Below are 17924 nucleotides of genomic sequence, written 5' to 3' on the forward strand. Positions count from 1 at the left end.
TGCTGATGCGGCGCAGCATGCCCACCCGGTAGTGCCGGCCGCTGGCCGGCATCACCATCCTGCCAGATGGATCGCGCAGAAGCCGGCCAGCGGCCGGCGCTACCGAATTGCCGGGGCGCCGATCGCGCGCAGGCAGAAGCTGCAGATCGCATCCACCAGCGCGTCTTCGTCGCGGTGCGCTTCGCGGCTGGGTGCGGTCGGGCCGACCATCGCTTCGGTGAAGGCACCCACCAGGCAGGCGGCGGCCACATGCGCGTCCTGCGCAGGCAGCTCACCGGCCGCCACGCCCTCCTCCACCAGCCGCAGGAACACGTCGCCGAATGCGCGACGACCGCGCATGCGCTCGGCTTCCACATCCGGGTCGACCGGTTCGACGATGAAGGCGTGCGCGAGCCCCGGCCCGGCCAGGGCACGGCGGACGAAGGCGGTGATGGCCAGCCGCAGCCGCTCGCTGGCTGCCTCCGGGCCACTGGCGATCCGCTCCATGATTGCGACCTCGTGGGCCACGGCAGCATTGAGGACTTCCACGAACAATTCGGCCTTGGACGGGAAGTGGCGATAGATCAGGCCGGTGGACACCCCGGCCTGGGTCGCCACGGCCGTCACCGGGGCATTGCGCCAGCCGCCCGTGGCGACCAGCTCGCGGGTGGCCAGCAGGATCCGTTCACGGGCGCCCGCCAGGCGTTCTTCCATCAATGCAGAGCGTTTATAGGCCATGTTCTGATTCTAGTTTCAATTTTTGAATTCGTATTCACTTCTTACCCGAACCCCGCTACGCTGGGGCCATCGCCCGTGTGGGTGACGGTCCTGCAGACCGCCGCCCACTCCCCCGCCGGGTGCGTCCATTCCTGCCATCCCGCCGTGGAGCCACCACAATGCACGTGCCATCCCTGAACTTCGATCTTGGCGAAGACATCGACCTGCTGCGCCAGAGCGTGGCCCATTTTGCCGCCGCCGAGGTCGCTCCGCTGGCTGCCGAGGCCGATGCCAGCAACCAGTTCCCACTGGCGCTGTGGCCGAAACTCGGCGAACAGGGCCTGCTCGGCCTCACCGTGGAAGAAGCATACGGCGGCACCGGCATGGGCTACCTCGCCCACGTGGTGGCGATGGAGGAAATCTCGCGTGCCTCCGGCGGCATCGGCCTGTCCTATGGCGCGCACTCCAACCTGTGCGTGAACCAGCTGCGCAAGAACGGCAACGAAGAACAGAAGCAGCGCTTCCTGCCCGGACTGTGCAACGGCAGCCTGGTCGGCGCGCTGGCGATGAGCGAGCCGGGTGCCGGTTCGGACGTGGTGTCGATGAAGCTGCGCGCGGACAAGCGCGGCGACCGCTACGTGCTCAACGGCAACAAGATGTGGATCACCAACGGCCCGGATGCCGACGTGCTGGTGGTCTACGCCAAGACCGACATGGAAGCCGGCGCCAAGGGCATCACCGCATTCCTGGTCGAGAAGGGCATGAAGGGCTTTTCCACCGCGCAGAAGCTGGACAAGCTGGGCATGCGTTCTTCGCCCACCTGCGAGCTGGTGTTCCAGGACTGCGAGATTCCTGAAGAGAACGTGCTGGGCCAGGTCGGCGGTGGCGTGCGCGTGCTGATGTCCGGCCTGGACTACGAGCGCGTGGTGTTGTCCGGTGGCCCGCTGGGCCTGATGGCCGCGGCCATGGACGTGGTGATGCCATACGTGCACGAGCGCCACCAGTTCGGCGAGCCGATCGGCAGCTTCCAGCTGATCCAGGCCAAGATCGCCGACATGTACGTGGGCCTGGGTGCCTGCCGCGCGTATGTCTATGCCGTGGCACGCGCCTGCGACCAGGGCCGCACCACCCGCCAGGACGCCGCCGGTGCCATCCTGTACGCCGCCGAGAAGGCCACCTGGCTGACCGGCCAGGCGATCCAGATCCTCGGCGGCAACGGCTACATCAACGAATACCCGACCGGCCGCTTGTGGCGCGATGCCAAGCTGTATGAGATCGGCGCCGGCACCTCGGAGATCCGCCGCATGCTGATCGGCCGCGAACTGTTCCAGCGCACCCTGTAAGGCCACTGCGATGACCGTATTGAGCACCCAGCTGCAACCGGGCAGCGAAACGTTTGAAAGCAACCGCGCGGCCATGCAGGCCGTGGTCGACGACCTGCATGCCACCCTTGCCCGCACCGCGCTGGGTGGCAGCGAAGCCGCACGCGCCAAGCACACCGCGCGCGGCAAGCTGCTGGTGCGTGACCGCATCGACGCGCTGCTCGACCCCGGCAGCGCCTTCCTGGAAATCGCGCCGCTGGCCGCGCACGGCATGTACGAAGACGCCGTGCCGGCCGCTGGCGTAGTGGCCGGAATCGGCCGCGTGAGCGGCGTGGAATGCGTGATCGTGGCCAACGATGCCACGGTCAAGGGCGGCACCTACTACCCGATGACGGTGAAGAAGCACCTGCGCGCGCAGGAGATCGCCGAGCAGAACCACCTGCCGTGCATCTACCTGGTCGATTCCGGTGGCGCGTTCCTGCCGCTGCAGGACGAAGTCTTTCCCGACCGCGACCATTTCGGCCGCATCTTCTACAACCAGGCCAACCTGTCGGCGCAGGGCATTCCGCAGATCGCCTGCGTGATGGGCAGCTGCACCGCTGGTGGTGCCTATGTGCCAGCGATGAGCGACGAGACGGTGATCGTGCGCGAGCAGGGCACGATCTTCCTCGGCGGCCCGCCGCTGGTGAAGGCGGCCACCGGCGAAGTGGTGACGGCCGAGGAACTGGGCGGTGCCGATGTGCATACGCGCATCTCCGGCGTGGCTGACCACATGGCCGACAACGACCTGCAGGCACTGGCACGGGTGCGCGCGATCATCGCCCAGCTCAACTGGCGCAAGCCGGAATCGGCAATGGCGGTGCAGCCGACCGAAGAACCGCTGCTGCCAGCACACGAACTGTACGGGGTGATCCCGGCCGATACGCGCAAGCCCTACGACGTGCGCGAAGTGATCGCGCGGCTGGTCGATGGCTCGCGCTTCGATGAGTTCAAGCCGCGCTACGGCGCAACGCTGGTCACCGGCTTCGCTCATCTGAACGGCTACCCGATCGGCATCATCGCCAACAACGGCATCCTGTTCTCCGAGTCGGCACTGAAGGGCGCGCACTTCATCGAGCTGTGCACCCAGCGCAACATCCCGCTGGTATTCCTGCAGAACATCACCGGCTTCATGGTCGGCCGCAAGTACGAACAGGGCGGCATCGCCAAGGACGGTGCCAAGCTGGTGATGGCGGTGGCCTGTGCCAGGGTACCGAAGTTCACCGTGGTCATCGGCGGTTCGTTCGGTGCCGGCAACTACGGCATGTGCGGCCGTGCATACTCGCCGAACTTCCTGTGGATGTGGCCGAACGCGCGCATCGGCGTGATGGGTGGCGAACAGGCCGCCAGCGTGCTGGCCACGGTCAAGCGCGATGGCATCGAGGCCAAGGGTGGCCAGTGGCCGGCAGCGGAGGAAGACGCGTTCAAGGCACCGATCCGCGACCAGTTCGAGCAGCAGGGCCACCCGTACTACGCCAGCGCGCGCCTGTGGGACGACGGCGTGATCGATCCGGCCGACACCCGCCGGGTGCTGGCGCTGGCGCTGTCGGCCAGCCTCAACGCCGCCCCGCAGCAGACGCGCTTCGGCGTGTTCCGCATGTAATCCATGCCATGACCGAGCACGCTCCCATGAAGCCCGTTGCCATGTTCACCAAAGTCCTGATCGCCAACCGCGGCGAAATCGCCTGCCGCGTCATCGCCACCTGCCGCCGCCTCGGCATCGCCACCGTGGCGGTGTATTCCGATGCCGACCGCAATGCACGCCACGTACGCCTGGCCGACGAGGCCATCCACATCGGCCCGGCCGCCGCGCGTGAGAGCTACCTGCGGGGCGACGCGCTGCTCGACGCCGCACGCCTGACCGGCGCGCAGGCGATCCACCCGGGTTACGGCTTCCTGTCCGAGAATGCCGACTTCGCCGATGCCTGCGCCGCCGCCGGCGTCACCTTCATCGGGCCGCCGGCCAGCGCGATCCGCGCGATGGGTGACAAGAGCGCCGCCAAGGCATTGATGGCCAAGGCCGGTGTGCCGCTGACGCCGGGCTACCACGGCGACCAGCAGGAACCGGCGTTCCTGCGCGCGCAGGCCGATGCCATCGGCTACCCGGTACTGATCAAGGCCAGCGCCGGTGGCGGTGGCAAGGGCATGCGCAAGGTCGAACGCAGCGAGGACTTCGTCGATGCACTGGCCAGCTGCCAGCGCGAGGCCGCCTCGGCATTCGGCAACGACCATGTGCTGGTCGAGAAGTACGTCGAGCGCCCGCGCCATATCGAGATCCAGGTGTTCGGCGACAGCCACGGTGATGCGGTCTACCTGTTCGAGCGCGATTGCTCGGTGCAGCGCCGCCACCAGAAGGTGCTGGAAGAGGCGCCCGCCCCGGGCATGAGCCCCGAACGTCGTGCTGCGATGGGCAAGGCCGCGGTCGATGCCGCGCGCGCGGTGGGCTACGTCGGTGCCGGGACGGTGGAATTCATCGCCGGCCCGGACGGCGATTTCTACTTCATGGAAATGAACACCCGCCTGCAGGTCGAACACCCGGTCACCGAGTACATCACCGGCACCGACCTGGTGGAGTGGCAGCTGCGCGTGGCCTCGGGCCAGCCGCTGCCGCTGCGCCAGGAGCAGCTGGCGATCCACGGCCACGCCATCGAGGCGCGGCTGTATGCCGAAGACGCCGACCGCGGCTTCCTGCCGTCCACCGGCACCCTGCGCCGCCTGCGCCTGCCGGCCGCGTCGGCCCACGTGCGCGTCGATACCGGTGTCGAGGAAGGCGACAGCATCACGCCGTACTACGATCCCATGATTGCCAAGCTGATCGTCTGGGACGTGGACCGCGACGCCGCGCTGCGCCGCATGAGCCAGGCCCTGGCCGACTGCCAGGTGGTGGGCGTGACCACCAATGCCGGTTTCCTGCGCCGCCTGGTGAACACCGATTCGTTTACCCACGCCAAGCTGGATACCGCGCTGATCGAGCGCGAGCAGGCCGCATTGAGCCGGGTGGGTGACAGCGATGATGCGCTGTGGCTGCTGGCGGCGGTGGCCGCCGTGGCCACTACTGCAGGTGCAGCCAGCGATGCGCGCGACCCGCATTCGCCGTGGCAGGCGCAGGACGGCTGGCGCCTTGGCGCGCCCGCGCCGCGCGTGCTGCCGCTGCAGCAGGGCGAACGCCGGCACACGCTGAAGGTGTGGGCGCAGGCCGATGGCTGGCGTGTGCAGTGCGATGACGCAGCACCCGTGCAGGTGATCGGCACAGCCGATGAGCGGGGGCTGGCGGTGCAGCTGGGCGACCGCCGCGGGTCGCTGCAGCTGCTGCGCGACGGTGACCAGCTGTACCTGTTCGGCACCGACGGCCAGCACCGTTTCACCCTGCATGATCCGGTGGGCGAATCGGACCACGCCGTGGCCGATGCCGGCAGCCTGCTGGCACCGATGCCCGGGAAGATCGTGGCCACGCTGGTCGCCGCCGGTACCGAGGTCAAGCGCGGCACGCCGCTGGTGGTGCTGGAAGCGATGAAGATGGAGCACACCCTGCAGGCACCGGCCGACGGCATGGTGAAGGGCTACCGCGCCAAGGCCGGTGACCAGGTCGGCGACGGCGCGGTGCTGGTCGATTTCGAGGCGGCGTGAACGCTGGGGTGGCGACCGCTCAGCGGTCGTCGCCCGTTGCCACCCGCCCGGCGGGATCGAATTCGGCCGTGTCCAGCGTGGCACTGCGCCAGCCCAGGCCACAGATGGCCATCGCGCTCTGGCCGATGCCGTCGAAGCCGAAGGCACGATCGACATCGGCATCGTTGATGGCCGCTGTCACGAACGCCGCCAGCCCGCGCTCGGTCGCGCACAGATACAGCAGCTGCGAGATGTGGCCGACATCCAGCGTGACCGCACGATGCGCCTTGGCGTGGTTGCGGTACTTCCAGAAGCAGCGGTCATAGCGCGGCGCCAGCACCAGCAGCGCTGGCGCATCGGCGAACCACGCCTGCCCGGACAGCATCCGCCGCGCCAGCGCCGGCAATGCATCGGGCGGCGGCGAGGGCAACGGCAGTACCGCGTGCTGCACGGGGTGGTAGTGGTATAGCCCAGGTGCCAGCCCCTTTACGTTCTGTACCAGCAGGAAACCTTCGGTGGGATGCAGGCCGCCACCGGAGGGCACGTTCTTCTTCAGGAACTCGGTATCGCGCTCGACCTTCTGCACCGCGTGCGCCATCAGCGTGCGCTGCAGCACCTGGGCCAGCAGCGGCAGCGGCAGCGCGCGCTGCGGGTCGAAATTGCGGCAGGTGGTGCGGCGCGCCAGCAGTGCGTCGAACGCGGCCTCTTCGCTGCGCGGCAGCGGCTGGTAGTCGCCCTGCATGGGCTGCACCACCGGCGGTGGCGGCCCGAGGCGCTGGCGCAGGCCGGCAGCGGTGTCCAACCCCTGCCGGCGCATGTCCTCCACGCTGTCCACGGCCTGCCAGCGTGCATGGCGATGGGCCAGTGCAGCCAGCGGCCACCACTGGCTGCGCCGCAGCGCCTCGTCGCGCAGCTGGTGCCCCACCTCGCTCGGCGGGTCGGTCAGCAGCAGGCCCTGCTCGACCAGGCGGGCCAGCATCGCCGGGGAGGCATCGGCGGGCGGTTCGCTCCAGCGGTGCGCGCTGAGCTCGCCCAGCAGCTGGCGCTCCTCGGCGTCCACCGGCAGTGGCTGGTCCAGATGCGCGGCCAGCGCCACCCAGCTGATCTGGCTGTCCATCTCGGCATGGCCGGCCAGCATCGCGCGCAGGTCCAGGGTGACTGCCTCGCGGGGCTCGAACATCAGGCTGGCGCAGCGGCGCAGGCGCATGGGTTTCCTTCCTTCTGCCGCACAACCGGCATAGCAGCAACGACCGCGGCGCGGCCAACTTTAGCGATGTGCACAGCGCGGCCCTCAATGGCAGGCTGTCGCGGCCGATACGAGAAACTCCACCTACGGACGATCCCCATGAGCACCCATCCCCGCCTTTCCGCCGCAGACGCCAGCCTCCTGCTGGACCACCTGATCGGCAATGACGACTTCCGCAGCCACTTCACCGCGTCGCCAGCCAAGGCGCTGGCCTCGATCGGGCTGGACGGTGCCGTTGGCGAGAACGACTGCATGAAGATCGGCACCCTGGCCTCGGTCGAAGAGCTGAGCCAGGTGCGTGACGGGCTGCAGGCCCACCTGTCCGGGTCGGTGGCGGCCATGACCGTGGTGTTCTGCTTCGAAGCCGGCAAGGTCGGCGAGCGCATCGACGGCTGACCCGCCATCAGGGTGCGCCGGCCGTGGCCGGCGTGCCCCACGTGGAGACGTCATGCACGTTCAGCGGTTGCCACACCTGCAGGGCGGTGACCTCGGCAATGGCCTGGCCGCGATGCTGGGCCAGCCATGCCTGCTGGCGGCGTACGGCGGCTTCATCGCCCTGCGCACGCAGCGCGAGCAGCAGCACGACGTGCGCCTGCACCGGCTCGCTGCCATCGAGCATCGGCTCGATCAGGGTGCGGGCCGCCTCGGGCCGCTGCCTCTGCAGCTCATCCATGGCGCTGACGATGCGCAGCCAGCGGTCCGCGACCGGACTGCGCAGGCTGCGCAGCAGGGGCCGCTGCTCGTCCAGCCAACGCCTGGCCAGTTCGAACTGGCCCTGCCGCTGCGCCAGGTGGACCAGCGCCAGCCATTGCAGGCCACGGGCATGCAGCATGGGATCATCACGCTCCTGCAGCATCGGCTGCAGCAGCGCCGCAATGGCCTGCAGCCCGGCACGGTCAGCGCTCGGGCACAGCGCCGCCACGCTGGCGTGCTGCAGGCGCTGCTGCACCTGCAGGTCGATCAGCGTCGGCGCCGCTGCATCTTCGCTTATCGCCTGCTGCATGGCCGCGCAATCGCGCTGCGCAGCAGCCAGCAACAACTGCGCACGCAGCTTCATCCGCTCCTGCAGGCCATCACTGGCGTGGATCTGCGGCAACAGCTGCGCGGCCTTCGCGTACTGTCCCTGCGCCACCAGCACATCCACGCCGGTCTCATCGGCATCATCGCGACCGCGCAGGACCTGCGCCTGGGCCAGCGTTTCGGCAGCGAGCTGCGGTTGGTTGGCAGCGATCTGTATCCGCACCAGGTGGACCAGCGGATACAGCCGCAGCGGATCCTGCGGCACTGCGGCCGCACGCGCATAGGGTTCGGCCTCGCTGAACTGGTTGGCCTGCAGCAGGTACCAGGACGTGTTGGACAGCCCCGCGAACGAATCCGGATAGACCTTGGCCAGCGTGCGCCATTGCTCCAGCGCCCAGCCACCCGGCTCCAGCTCGGCCATCCAGGCCTTCAGGTACAGCCGCTCGCGTGGCGGCAGCCGATCCTGCAGGTCCAGCGCATGCTGCATGGCTTCGCGTGCACGCCGCCCTTCTTCGACGCGCGCATGCAGTTTGGCCACGCCCATGTAGGCCAGGGCGAAACCAGGATCGATATCGATCGCCGCCTGGTACAGGTTGCGCGCCTCCTCGAAGCGACGCTGGCCCAGTGCATTCTCGGCCAGCGCGAACGCCCGCAGTGCGCGAAGGTCCTGGGTCGATGCCCGCGGCAGCGGCAACGACTGTTCCAGGCTCGCCACCGATTCGCCCAGTCCGCGACGCAGGCGCCCGACCACGTCGTCCACCGCGAACACCATCTGGTCGGATCGATCCACGGTGGCGGTGAACGTCTGGATCACCTGGCCGGTGCCGGGTGCGGCGACATCGATGGCCAGCTCGTAGCCACCGATCTTCTGCCGCACCGTCGGCAGCAGCACGGCGCGCGCGCCTTCCCGCACCGCCACGTTGGCCGCGGTATCGCGGCTGAGCCGGGTATCGCCCGAGAGCCGCGCCATTTCCAGGCTTTCGCGGATCTTGCCCTCCGACAGCACGTTCACGTAGCGCGACTGCTCCAGCGCAATCCGGATGGCGTGCCGCATCGAGTCGTCGAAGATCGGGTCGCCGGTGAGGTTGTCGACATCACCGAGCACCACCCAGTCGCGCTCGGCGAACGCGATCGCCGGTTCCGGCCGCAGCAGCAGCCACCCGCCCAGCACCACCACCGTCAGTACCAAGCCTTCCGCGGCCAGCACCAGCGGCTGCCGCCACAACGGCAGGTCGCGGCGGGCCTTGGCATTGGCACGCGGCATGCGCAGCGGTGCGGAGCCGATCTCGCCCACTTCGATCACTTCCTGTACCACCGGCACGCCCTTGAAGCGCCAGCGCCCGTGTGACTTCCACAACAGGCGCGTGCCGCGCTCCCCCAACGCATCGGTGGCACGGCGGGTCAGCGATTCGGCTACCGCCGACAACAGGATCTGGCCGGGCCGGGCCAGCATCATCAGGCGCGCCGCCATCGGCTTGGCCAGGCCTTCCACTTCCATCGACTTGGCACCGGCGCGGACCGCCTCGGCACTGTTTTCCCAGGTCAGCACGTCACCCACATGCAGGCCGGCACGTGCGCGCAGTTCAATCGCACGCTGCTGGCCCAGCGCATGCAGTTCGCGCTGGTAGTCCAGGGCGAAGCCCAGGGCATCGATGGCGCGCTCGAACAGCATGAACAGGCCGTCCGAACGATCGATCAGCTGGCCATTCCAGCGGTGCTGCAGCACCAGCACCAGGCGGTCGTGCTCCTGGAACAGGTTCGCCGCCGCCACGTCGCCGATCCGCTCGACCAGCTGCAGCGAATCACACAGATCAGTGAACAGCAGGGCGCGTAGCTGTGGGCTATGCGGGGCTGACGTTCCGTTGTCGCCATTCATCGCCTGCATCTCCCTATTGGCCGTCCGGATCATCCACCCAGCGCAGGCAGTTGCCGCCATCACGCTTGGCCCGGTACAGCGCCCGATCGGCGCTGGCATACCACTCGCTCCAGCCCGCGTCGGCATCCAGCAGGCTGGCCCCGATGCTGACCAGGCTTACATGCGGCGTACCGTGGCTGCGCTCGAGCAGGCCGTGCACCGCACTGAGGATGAACTCGGCAGCGTGCTGCACGATCTCGCGGTTGCCACGGCGCAGCATCAGGCAGAACTCGTCGCCGCCGAGCCGGCAGGCCAGGTCCTGTTCGCCAGCCATCGAGCGCAGGATGTTGCCCATGCTCTGCAGCACCCGGTCGCCGGCCTGGTGGCCGTGGCGGTCATTGATCTGCTTGAAACGGTCGCAGTCGATCAGCAGCAGCGCCTGCGGCGGCCCCTCGGCACGCTCGCGGCACTCCTGCAGGTACAGGGTGAGGCCACGGCGGTTGTGCAGGCCGGTCAGTTCATCGGTACGCACCAGCTCGCGGGTGTGGGTCAGCTGGTGGGTGGTGATGTAGAGGTTGTCCAGCGCGGTTTCCAGATCGTGGTTGCGCCGGCGCAGCTGGCTGATCAGGGCCTGTTCGTTGGCCAGCACGCGCATGATCGTGCGGCGCAGGAAGTAGGCCACCAGACCCGGATCGGATTCGACCAGCCGGTGGAAATCAGCCGGCCCCAGTTCCAGCACATCGCAGTCGACCAGCGCGCGCGCGCTGGCGCTGCGCAGGTGGTCGCCGACCAGCAGGCCCAGTTCTCCGAAGAACTCATGCTGCCCGAGTGTCTTGATCACCAGGTCCTCGCCGAAGTCCAGTTCGATCTGGCCCTCGAGGATCACATACATGCGCTCGCCGCGGTGGCCACGCTGGAACAGCCACTGCCCGGCACGGAGCTTGCATGCGCGGGCGAATCTGGCGAACAATGCCACCTCGGCATCTGACAACAGCGCGTGCACGATCTCGGCCATCGCCACCCGGGCGATACCTGTCGTCATGTCACTGTTCTCGGCCGCACCCCTGCCGGTCATTCCCTGCACCCGCCGCCAGCGTCCCCTGGTGAGCCGCGGAGCATAGCACCGCTTTAAAGTGTGCGCCCTATCTCATTTTGGCCCTTCTGCCGATCTTGATTGATGTGAAGATCGGTGGTGGCCCGTTCTGGTCACGGGTGCCCGGGCAAAACCCCTGCTGGATCAATTCGATGCCGGGTTTCACAGGGATTCGGCCAAGTTGCCGGAACCCGGGGTGCGCCTGATTGACGCTGCCCGCTGGCTGCACCCTTGCATCGATACAACAACGCCGGCAGGTCCCCCGACCGGCCGGCGTTGCCTGGCCCTTCCCTGGCCACCCTGATCGGATTTCGAGGCGGTAGAGCCGGCCGCTGGCCGGCTGCCACGCCGCGCTGGGAGCATCCTGTGATTGCCGGCCAGCGGCCGGCACTACCGGATCACGCGGCGCGCCGCATCACGCCGCGCGTTCGCTGCGCCCGCCATGGAACTGTTCTTCCTCGGTCGAGCCGGTCAGCGCGGTGGTCGAGGACTGGCCCTGCTGGATCGCCTGGGTCACCGCGTCGAAATAGCCGGTACCAACCTCACGCTGGTGCTTGACCGCAGTGAACCCGCGCTCGGCCGCTTCGAACTCGGCTTCCTGCAGTTCCACGAACGCGCTCATCTGGCGGCGTGCGTAGCCGTGGGCCAGGTTGAACATGCCGTAGTTCAGCGCATGGAACCCGGCCAGGGTGATGAACTGGAACTTGTAGCCGTAGCTGCCCAGTTCGCGCTGGAACTTGGCAATGGTGGCGTCGTCCAGGTTCTTCTTCCAGTTGAAGCTGGGCGAGCAGTTGTAGGCCAGCAGCTTGCCGGGGAACTTCGCGTGGATCGCCTCGGCGAATTTGCGTGCGAACTCCAGGTCCGGCTTGCCGGTCTCGCACCACACCAGGTCGGCGTAGGGCGCATAGGCCAGGCCGCGGCTGATCGCTTGGTCCAGGCCGTTGCGGGTCTTGTAGAAGCCTTCGACGGTGCGCTCACCGGTGGTGAACGGCTTGTCGTTGCCGTCGATGTCGCTGGTCAGCAGATCAGCCGCTTCGGCATCGGTGCGCGCGACCAGCAGGGTCGGCACACCCAGCACGTCGGCGGCCAGGCGCGCGGCGTTGAGCTTCTCGATGGCCTCGCGGGTCGGCACCAGCACCTTGCCGCCCATGTGCCCGCACTTCTTGACCGAGGCCAGCTGGTCCTCGAAGTGCACGCCGGCGGCACCGGCCTCGATCATCGCCTTCATCAGTTCAAAGGCGTTGAGCACGCCGCCGAAGCCGGCCTCGGCATCGGCCACGATCGGCTGCAGGAAGTCGATGTCATCCTTGCCTTCGGCGTGGTGCAACTGGTCGGCGCGCAGCAGCGTGTTGTTGATGCGCTTGACCACCGCCGGCACCGAATCAGCCGGGTACAGCGACTGGTCCGGATACATCTGCCCGGCCAGGTTGGCGTCGGCCGCCACCTGCCAACCGGACAGGTAGATCGCCTTCAGGCCGGCCTTGACCTGCTGCATGGCCTGGTTGCCGGTCAGCGCACCCAGCGCGTTGACGAACTCGCGCTCGTGCAGCGACGCCCACAGCTTCTCGGCGCCCAGGCGGGCCAGCGAATGCTCGATGTGGACGGTGCCGCGCAGGCGCACCACGTCGGCGGCGCTGTAGTTGCGCTGGATGCCCTCCCAACGCGGGTGGGTGTCCCAGTCGTGCTGGATCTGTTCGGCAGTGGGCAGCTTGCTCATGTCTTTCTCCAGTTCGGTTCGTGCGTGCAGCGGGGAGGGAAACGGCGGCAGACGCGGGCGGCGGTCAGTCGATGCGCGCGTAGGCCGGCAGGGTCAGGAAATCGGTCAGTTCGTCGCTGCGGCTCAGTTCGCCGAGCAGGGCGATGGCCTCGCCGATGCGCGCGCCGCCGGGCAGCGCGGTGGAGTCGCCCAGCCGCGCCGGCAGCTGCGCCAGGGTGGCATCCAGCAGGGCCAGGTCGATCGCAGTGCCGTCATCCAGCTGCTGGCCCGGGGTGTGCAGCCATTGCCACAGCTGGCTGCGGCTGATCTCGGCGGTGGCCGCGTCCTCCATCAGGTGGTGGATCGGCACGCAGCCATTGCCATCCAGCCAAGCGGCCAGGTAGCGCACGCAGACTTCCACGTTGCCTTCGAAGCCGGCGCGGGTGATCGTGCCCGGCGGCCGCGCGATCAGTTCGTCGCGGCCGACGCGCACATCCTGGCGCAGCACGCCGTGCTGGTTCGGGCCGGGCATGTGCTCGTCGAAGATCGCCATCGCCACCGGAATCAGCGCCGGGTGCGCGACCCAGGTGCCGTCGTGGCCGGCGCTGACTTCGCGCAGCTTGTCGGCGCGCACGCGGGCCATCGCCTGTTCGTTGGCGGCGGCATCGTTGTTGATCGGAATCTGCGCGGCCATGCCCCCCATCGCATGCGCGCCACGGCGGTGGCAGGTCTGGATCAGCAGTTCCGAATAGGCCTTCAGGAACGGCTGGGTCATGGTCACCTGGCCACGTTCGGGCAGGACGCGGTCGGCGTGGCGGCGGAAGGTCTTCAGGTACGAGAAGATGTAGTCCCAGCGCCCGCAGTTCAGGCCGACGATACGATCACGCAGCGCGTGCAGGATCTCGTCCATCTCGAACACCGCCGGCAGCGTTTCGATCAGCACGGTCACCTTGATCTGGCCGTGCGGCAGGCCGAGCATGCCCTCGATGTGCGACAGCGCGGTCTCCCACAGCGCCGCCTCTTCCATGCTCTGCAGCTTGGGCAGGTAGAAGTACGGGCCACGATCCTTCGCCTGCAGGGTGCGGGCGTTGTGAAAGGCGAACACCGCCGCATCGAACAGGCCACCGGCGAGGAACTGGCCGTCGACGCGTACGTGCTTCTCGTCCAGGTGCCAGCCACGCGGGCGCACGATCAGCACCGCCTGTTCGTCGTACGGGCGCAGCGTGTAGTGCTTGCCATTGGGGGCGGTGTATTCCAGATCGCCGCGCACCGCCGCAGCCAGCGACTGCTGGCCGGCCAGCAGGTTGCGCCAGGTCGGCGAGGTCGAATCCTCGAAGTCGGCCATGAACACCTTGGCGCCGGAGTTCAGCGCGTTGATGACCATCTTCGGGTCGGTCGGGCCGGTGATCTCGACGCGGCGGTCCTGCAGCGCGGCCGGCAGCGGCGCAACGCGCCAGTCGCCGCTACGGATCGCGGTGGTGTCTTCGCGGAAGTCCGGCAGGCCGCCCTGGTCGAAGAACGCCTGGCGCTCGCGGCGGGCCTGCAGCCTCGCCTGCCGGCCCGGTTCCACCGCACGGTGCAGCGACACCAGCAGGGCCAGCAGCGGCGCCGGCAGCACGATGTCCTGGCCGGCCACGCGGGTCGCCAGGGCGATGCCGGGGGTGGCCTTGCTGGCAGGGGTGGAAACAGCGGAAGCGACGGCGGACATGGGGCGACTCCAGCGGTGGGGAACGTCTCCACGGTGCCGCCGGGCCTCAGTATTTGGCAAAACAGTTTTTGCAATGTTTTACATAAATTGTGCTAATACTCGTTACACGATGAGCACACGCGCCTCGCCAAGTCCTCGTTTTTCCTACAAATCCGACCGGCTCAAGCCGCTGCGCGCGTTCTGCCAGACCGTGCGCCTCGGCTCGGTCTCACGGGCGGCTGAGGCGCTGTTCGTCAGCCAGCCGGCCATCAGCCTGCAGTTGCAGGCGTTGGAACGGGAGCTGGGGGTGCCATTGTTCGAGCGCAGCGGGCGCCGCCTGGTGCCCAGCCGCGAGGGCCAGCTGCTGTACGAAATGGCGCAGCCGCTGGTGGAGAACCTGGACGGGCTGGAGGCGCGCTTCCGCGACAAGGTGCGCGGCCTGGACGCGGGTGAGCTGAACATTGCCGCCAACAGTTCGACCATCCTGTACCTGCTGCCGAAGATCGTCGAGCGCTTCCGCCTGCACCACCCGGACGTGCGCCTGACCCTGCACAACGCGATCAGCGCCGACGGCACCGACCTGCTGCGCGAGGATGCCGCCGACCTGGCGATCGGTTCGATGACCGATGTGCCGGCCGACCTCAGCTATGCGCCGGCCTACCGCTTCGAACAGGTGCTGATCGCGCCGCATGACCATCCGCTGGCCAGCGGTGCCGAGCTGGAGCTGGCCGACATCGCGCGCTATCCGCTGGTGCTGCCACCGAAGCGGCAGATCACCTACCGGCTGGTCGACCAGGTATTCCAGCGCCACCGCATCGCCTACACCGTGGCGCTGGAGGTGGGGGGCTGGGAAGTGATCAAGCAGTACGTGGCGATGGGCATGGGCATTTCCATCGTGCCGGCGCTGTGCCTGAACGAGGCCGACCACGAGCGGCTGGCGGCGCGATCGATGAAGCGCTGGTTCCCCGAGCGCAGCTACGGGGTGATCGTGCGCCGGGGCAAGGCGTTGTCGGCGCAGGCGCGGGCGTTCATCGAGCTGATCCAGCCGGAGTTGTTCAGTCCGCGCGATTACGATCAGAGCGGGCATTCGGAGCGGTGAGGGTTTGCCGGCAGGGCTGCGCCCTGCACCTGCTGAAGCCAAAGCAACAGCAAAAGCCTGCTATCCGTTGATGGCGGGGCGGTGTGGGTGGGCAGGACACGCCGTACCTCCCTGGGGGCTCGATGGCGCCATCCATGGCGCCAACGGTCCTGCCCACCCACACCGCCCCGCCTCTGACAGGTTTCCGCGATCTGTCGGGGTCGGATCCCGTTGCTGCGCAGCGGGCTCTGACCCCATTCCCGGCTGACGATGAATAAACTGGACGCATGTCCATCGAACTCCGTCACCTGCGCTACTTCCTCGCTGTCGCCGATACGCTGCACTTCGGCCAGGCGGCGGAGCGGCTGGGCATGTCACAGCCGCCGCTCAGCCAGCAGATCCGCCAGCTGGAAGAACTGATTGGCGCGCGCCTGTTCGTGCGCAGCCATCGTCGCGTGCAGCTGACGCCTGCGGGCGAACTGCTGCAGGAGCGCGCGCGCGCCATCGTGCAGCAGGTGGAAACGGCCGTGGACGAGGTGCAGCGTGCACAGCGTGGTGAGCAGGGTGAACTGCATATCGGTCTGACCCGGGCGACGCCGCTGTCTCCGCAGATTCCGCGTTCGATCCTGCGCTACCGTCAGCAGTACCCGCAGGTGCGGCTGCAGCTGAGCGAGATGAACACGCTGCAGCAGATCGACGCGCTGCTCGACGGTTCACTGGACGTGGGCATCATCCGCAAGCGCGCGCTGCCGCCGGAACTGGTGGCGCACAGCCTGTTCGTCGACCCGCTGGCGCTGATCGTGCACGCCGACCACCCTGCCCTGCGCAGGCTGTCGAGGCAGGGCACGCTGTCGCTGCGCGACTTCGCGCAGGAGCCGTTCGTAGCGTTCCGCCGTAGCGCCGGCGCGGGCATCCACGACCACATGATCGCGTTGTGCGCAGCCGCGGGCTTCACGCCGCGCATCGTGCAGGAGGCCGGCGAGGCGTCGACATTGATCAGTCTGGCCGCCGCCGGGCTGGGCGCGGCGATCCTGCCATCGTCCTGCGACCACATCCGGGTGGAAGGCGCACGCTTCGTCGCGCTGGCCGACGCCGGGGCGCATTCGGAGGTGCAGCTGGCGTGGCATCGCGAGCGCGTCACGCCGCTGATCCGCAACTTCGCCGGGCTGCTGCGCGGAGCGTTCGCCGAAGGGTAGGCGTGCACTCCACCCGGGTAGCGCCGGCCGCTGGCCGGCAACCCCACATGGGCCGGCATGCCGGCCAGCGGCCGGCACTACCGTACGCGTTGGGTCACGCGGTGACCGGCTGCGGGGCGCGCTGCTGCAGCGCCCAGATGATGCCGCCCCCGATCAGGGTCAGCACGGCAGCGAACGCGCACACGCCCAGCCATTCCCAGGCCGCATAGGCCAGGCCACCGACCCCACCCAGCACGCTGGATCCCAGGTAGTAGGCGAACAGGTACATCGCCGAGGCTTCCGCCCGCATCGCACCAGCGCGGCTGCCAACCCAGCTGCTGGCCACCGAGTGGCCGCCGAAGAAGCCGAACGTGACCAGCGCGATACCCAGTGCCATCGCACTCAGCCACGGCATTGCCAGCAGCGCGATGCCGGCGCCGATCAGCGCGAACGAGATCGACAGGATGCGGCCGCGCCCGTAGCGCGTGGCCTGCTGGCCCATCCACGCCGAACTGAAGGTGCCCACCAGGTACACGCTGAAGATCAGGCCGACCACGGTCTGGCTGAGGTGGTACGGCGGCGCCAGCAGGTGATAGCCCAGGTAGTTGTAGAGGGTGACGAACACGCCCATCAGCACGAACGAGGTGGCGAACAGCCACGGCAGGCCCGGGTCGGCGAACAGCAGGCGCCAGCGCAACGGCAACTGGCGCAGGCCGTCACGACGGGGATGGAAGTGGCGCGACGGCGGCAGCTGCAGCCACAGCAGCACGGTGCTGGCCACCGCGATGATCGAGACCACGCCGATGCCCCAGCGCCAGCCCCAGTGATCGGCGATGATGCCGGCCAGCAGGCGCCCGCTCATGCCACCGATGGCGTTGCCGCCGATGTACAGGCCCATCGCCAGGCCCAGCGCGCGGCTGTCCATTTCCTCGACCAGGTAGGTCATCGCCACTGCCGGCACGCCGCTCAGCGCCAGGCCGAGCAGGGTGCGCAGCACCAGCAGCGTGGTCCAGTCATCCACCAGCGCCGTGCTCAGCGACAGCATGGCCGAGGCCAGCAGCGCGGCAATCATCAACGGGCGGCGGCCGACCGCGTCGGACAGCAGGCCGGCCAACAGCATTGCCACCGCCAGCGTGCCGGTGGTCAGCGACAGCGACATCGCGCTGCCGGCGGCCGACACGCCGAAGTGGCGGCTGAACTCGGGCAGCAGCGGCTGCACGGTATACAGCAGGCCGAAGGTGGAAAAGCCGGCCAGGAACAGTGCCAGCGCGGTGCGGCGGAAGGCCGGCGTACCCTGCTGGATGCGGGTCTCGGCGCTGGAGTCGACGGTGTGGGGGCGGCGTTCGACGGCCGCCGCGGTTTCGCCAGTCATGGGATCGATGGGCCGGTGGGGGACGGCCGGGCATGGGAG

At 68.4% G+C, this 17924-nt stretch carries 13 protein-coding genes; 6 read left to right on the top strand and 7 right to left on the bottom strand.

Annotated elements, in window-relative coordinates; all coding sequences use genetic code 11:
• Positions 1 to 99: 99 nt before the first annotated feature.
• Positions 100 to 717, bottom strand: a complete 618-nt coding sequence (locus KXV01_RS13205) for a TetR/AcrR family transcriptional regulator (RefSeq protein ID WP_049413500.1) — start codon at positions 715 to 717, stop codon at positions 100 to 102.
• A 158-nt stretch (positions 718 to 875) separates the two neighbouring features.
• Between KXV01_RS13205 and KXV01_RS13210 the strand changes: the two genes are divergently transcribed.
• The 3 genes from KXV01_RS13210 to KXV01_RS13220 are packed head-to-tail and all read left to right on the top strand — an operon-like array spanning position 876 to position 5684.
• Complete coding sequence (locus tag KXV01_RS13210) at positions 876 to 2039, top strand: isovaleryl-CoA dehydrogenase (RefSeq protein ID WP_014035590.1); 1164 nt, start codon at positions 876 to 878, stop codon at positions 2037 to 2039.
• A 10-nt stretch (positions 2040 to 2049) separates the two neighbouring features.
• The gene (locus KXV01_RS13215; protein WP_099496107.1) at positions 2050 to 3660 is read left to right on the top strand and encodes a carboxyl transferase domain-containing protein; all 1611 of its coding nucleotides are present in this window, start codon (positions 2050 to 2052) and stop codon (positions 3658 to 3660) included.
• Positions 3661 to 3701: 41 nt separating this feature from the next.
• The gene (locus KXV01_RS13220) at positions 3702 to 5684 is read left to right on the top strand and encodes an acetyl/propionyl/methylcrotonyl-CoA carboxylase subunit alpha (RefSeq protein ID WP_049410952.1); all 1983 of its coding nucleotides are present in this window, start codon (positions 3702 to 3704) and stop codon (positions 5682 to 5684) included.
• Positions 5685 to 5703: 19 nt separating this feature from the next.
• On the opposite strand, the gene KXV01_RS13225 is transcribed toward KXV01_RS13220, so the two are convergent.
• Complete coding sequence (locus KXV01_RS13225) at positions 5704 to 6870, bottom strand: putative peptide maturation dehydrogenase (protein ID WP_049438816.1); 1167 nt, start codon at positions 6868 to 6870, stop codon at positions 5704 to 5706.
• Between the two features lie 138 nt (positions 6871 to 7008).
• Between KXV01_RS13225 and KXV01_RS13230 the strand changes: the two genes are divergently transcribed.
• Entirely contained in the window at positions 7009 to 7305 is a 297-nt protein-coding gene (locus tag KXV01_RS13230; RefSeq protein ID WP_005420725.1) for an NHLP-related RiPP peptide, read from the top strand.
• Positions 7306 to 7312: 7 nt separating this feature from the next.
• Here the strand turns inward: KXV01_RS13230 and KXV01_RS13235 are convergent, their stop codons facing one another.
• The 4 genes from KXV01_RS13235 to aceB form a co-directional block, all read right to left on the bottom strand.
• On the bottom strand, positions 7313 to 9814 hold the full coding sequence (locus KXV01_RS13235) for a putative peptide modification system cyclase (RefSeq protein ID WP_099496105.1): 2502 nt from the start codon (positions 9812 to 9814) through the stop codon (positions 7313 to 7315).
• A 4-nt stretch (positions 9815 to 9818) separates the two neighbouring features.
• Complete coding sequence (locus KXV01_RS13240; protein ID WP_049410942.1) at positions 9819 to 10859, bottom strand: GGDEF domain-containing protein; 1041 nt, start codon at positions 10857 to 10859, stop codon at positions 9819 to 9821.
• A gap of 433 nt (positions 10860 to 11292) precedes the next feature.
• On the bottom strand, positions 11293 to 12594 hold the full coding sequence (aceA, locus tag KXV01_RS13245; protein WP_049410939.1) for an isocitrate lyase: 1302 nt from the start codon (positions 12592 to 12594) through the stop codon (positions 11293 to 11295).
• A gap of 64 nt (positions 12595 to 12658) precedes the next feature.
• Entirely contained in the window at positions 12659 to 14281 is a 1623-nt protein-coding gene (gene aceB / locus KXV01_RS13250; protein ID WP_099496104.1) for a malate synthase A, read from the bottom strand.
• 109 nt (positions 14282 to 14390) lie between these two features.
• Between aceB and KXV01_RS13255 the strand changes: the two genes are divergently transcribed.
• Together KXV01_RS13255 and KXV01_RS13260 are read left to right on the top strand one after the other, a co-directional pair.
• Positions 14391 to 15359, top strand: a complete 969-nt coding sequence (locus KXV01_RS13255; RefSeq protein WP_049410934.1) for a LysR family transcriptional regulator — start codon at positions 14391 to 14393, stop codon at positions 15357 to 15359.
• A 266-nt stretch (positions 15360 to 15625) separates the two neighbouring features.
• On the top strand, positions 15626 to 16534 hold the full coding sequence (locus KXV01_RS13260) for a LysR family transcriptional regulator (RefSeq protein ID WP_049439147.1): 909 nt from the start codon (positions 15626 to 15628) through the stop codon (positions 16532 to 16534).
• A gap of 94 nt (positions 16535 to 16628) precedes the next feature.
• On the opposite strand, the gene KXV01_RS13265 is transcribed toward KXV01_RS13260, so the two are convergent.
• The gene (locus KXV01_RS13265) at positions 16629 to 17885 is read right to left on the bottom strand and encodes an MFS transporter (protein ID WP_099496103.1); all 1257 of its coding nucleotides are present in this window, start codon (positions 17883 to 17885) and stop codon (positions 16629 to 16631) included.
• Positions 17886 to 17924: the final 39 nt, after the last annotated feature.

Origin of the sequence: Stenotrophomonas sp. Ps181 (assembly GCF_025697425.1) — a bacterium.
Classification (GTDB): domain Bacteria; phylum Pseudomonadota; class Gammaproteobacteria; order Xanthomonadales; family Xanthomonadaceae; genus Stenotrophomonas; species Stenotrophomonas sepilia.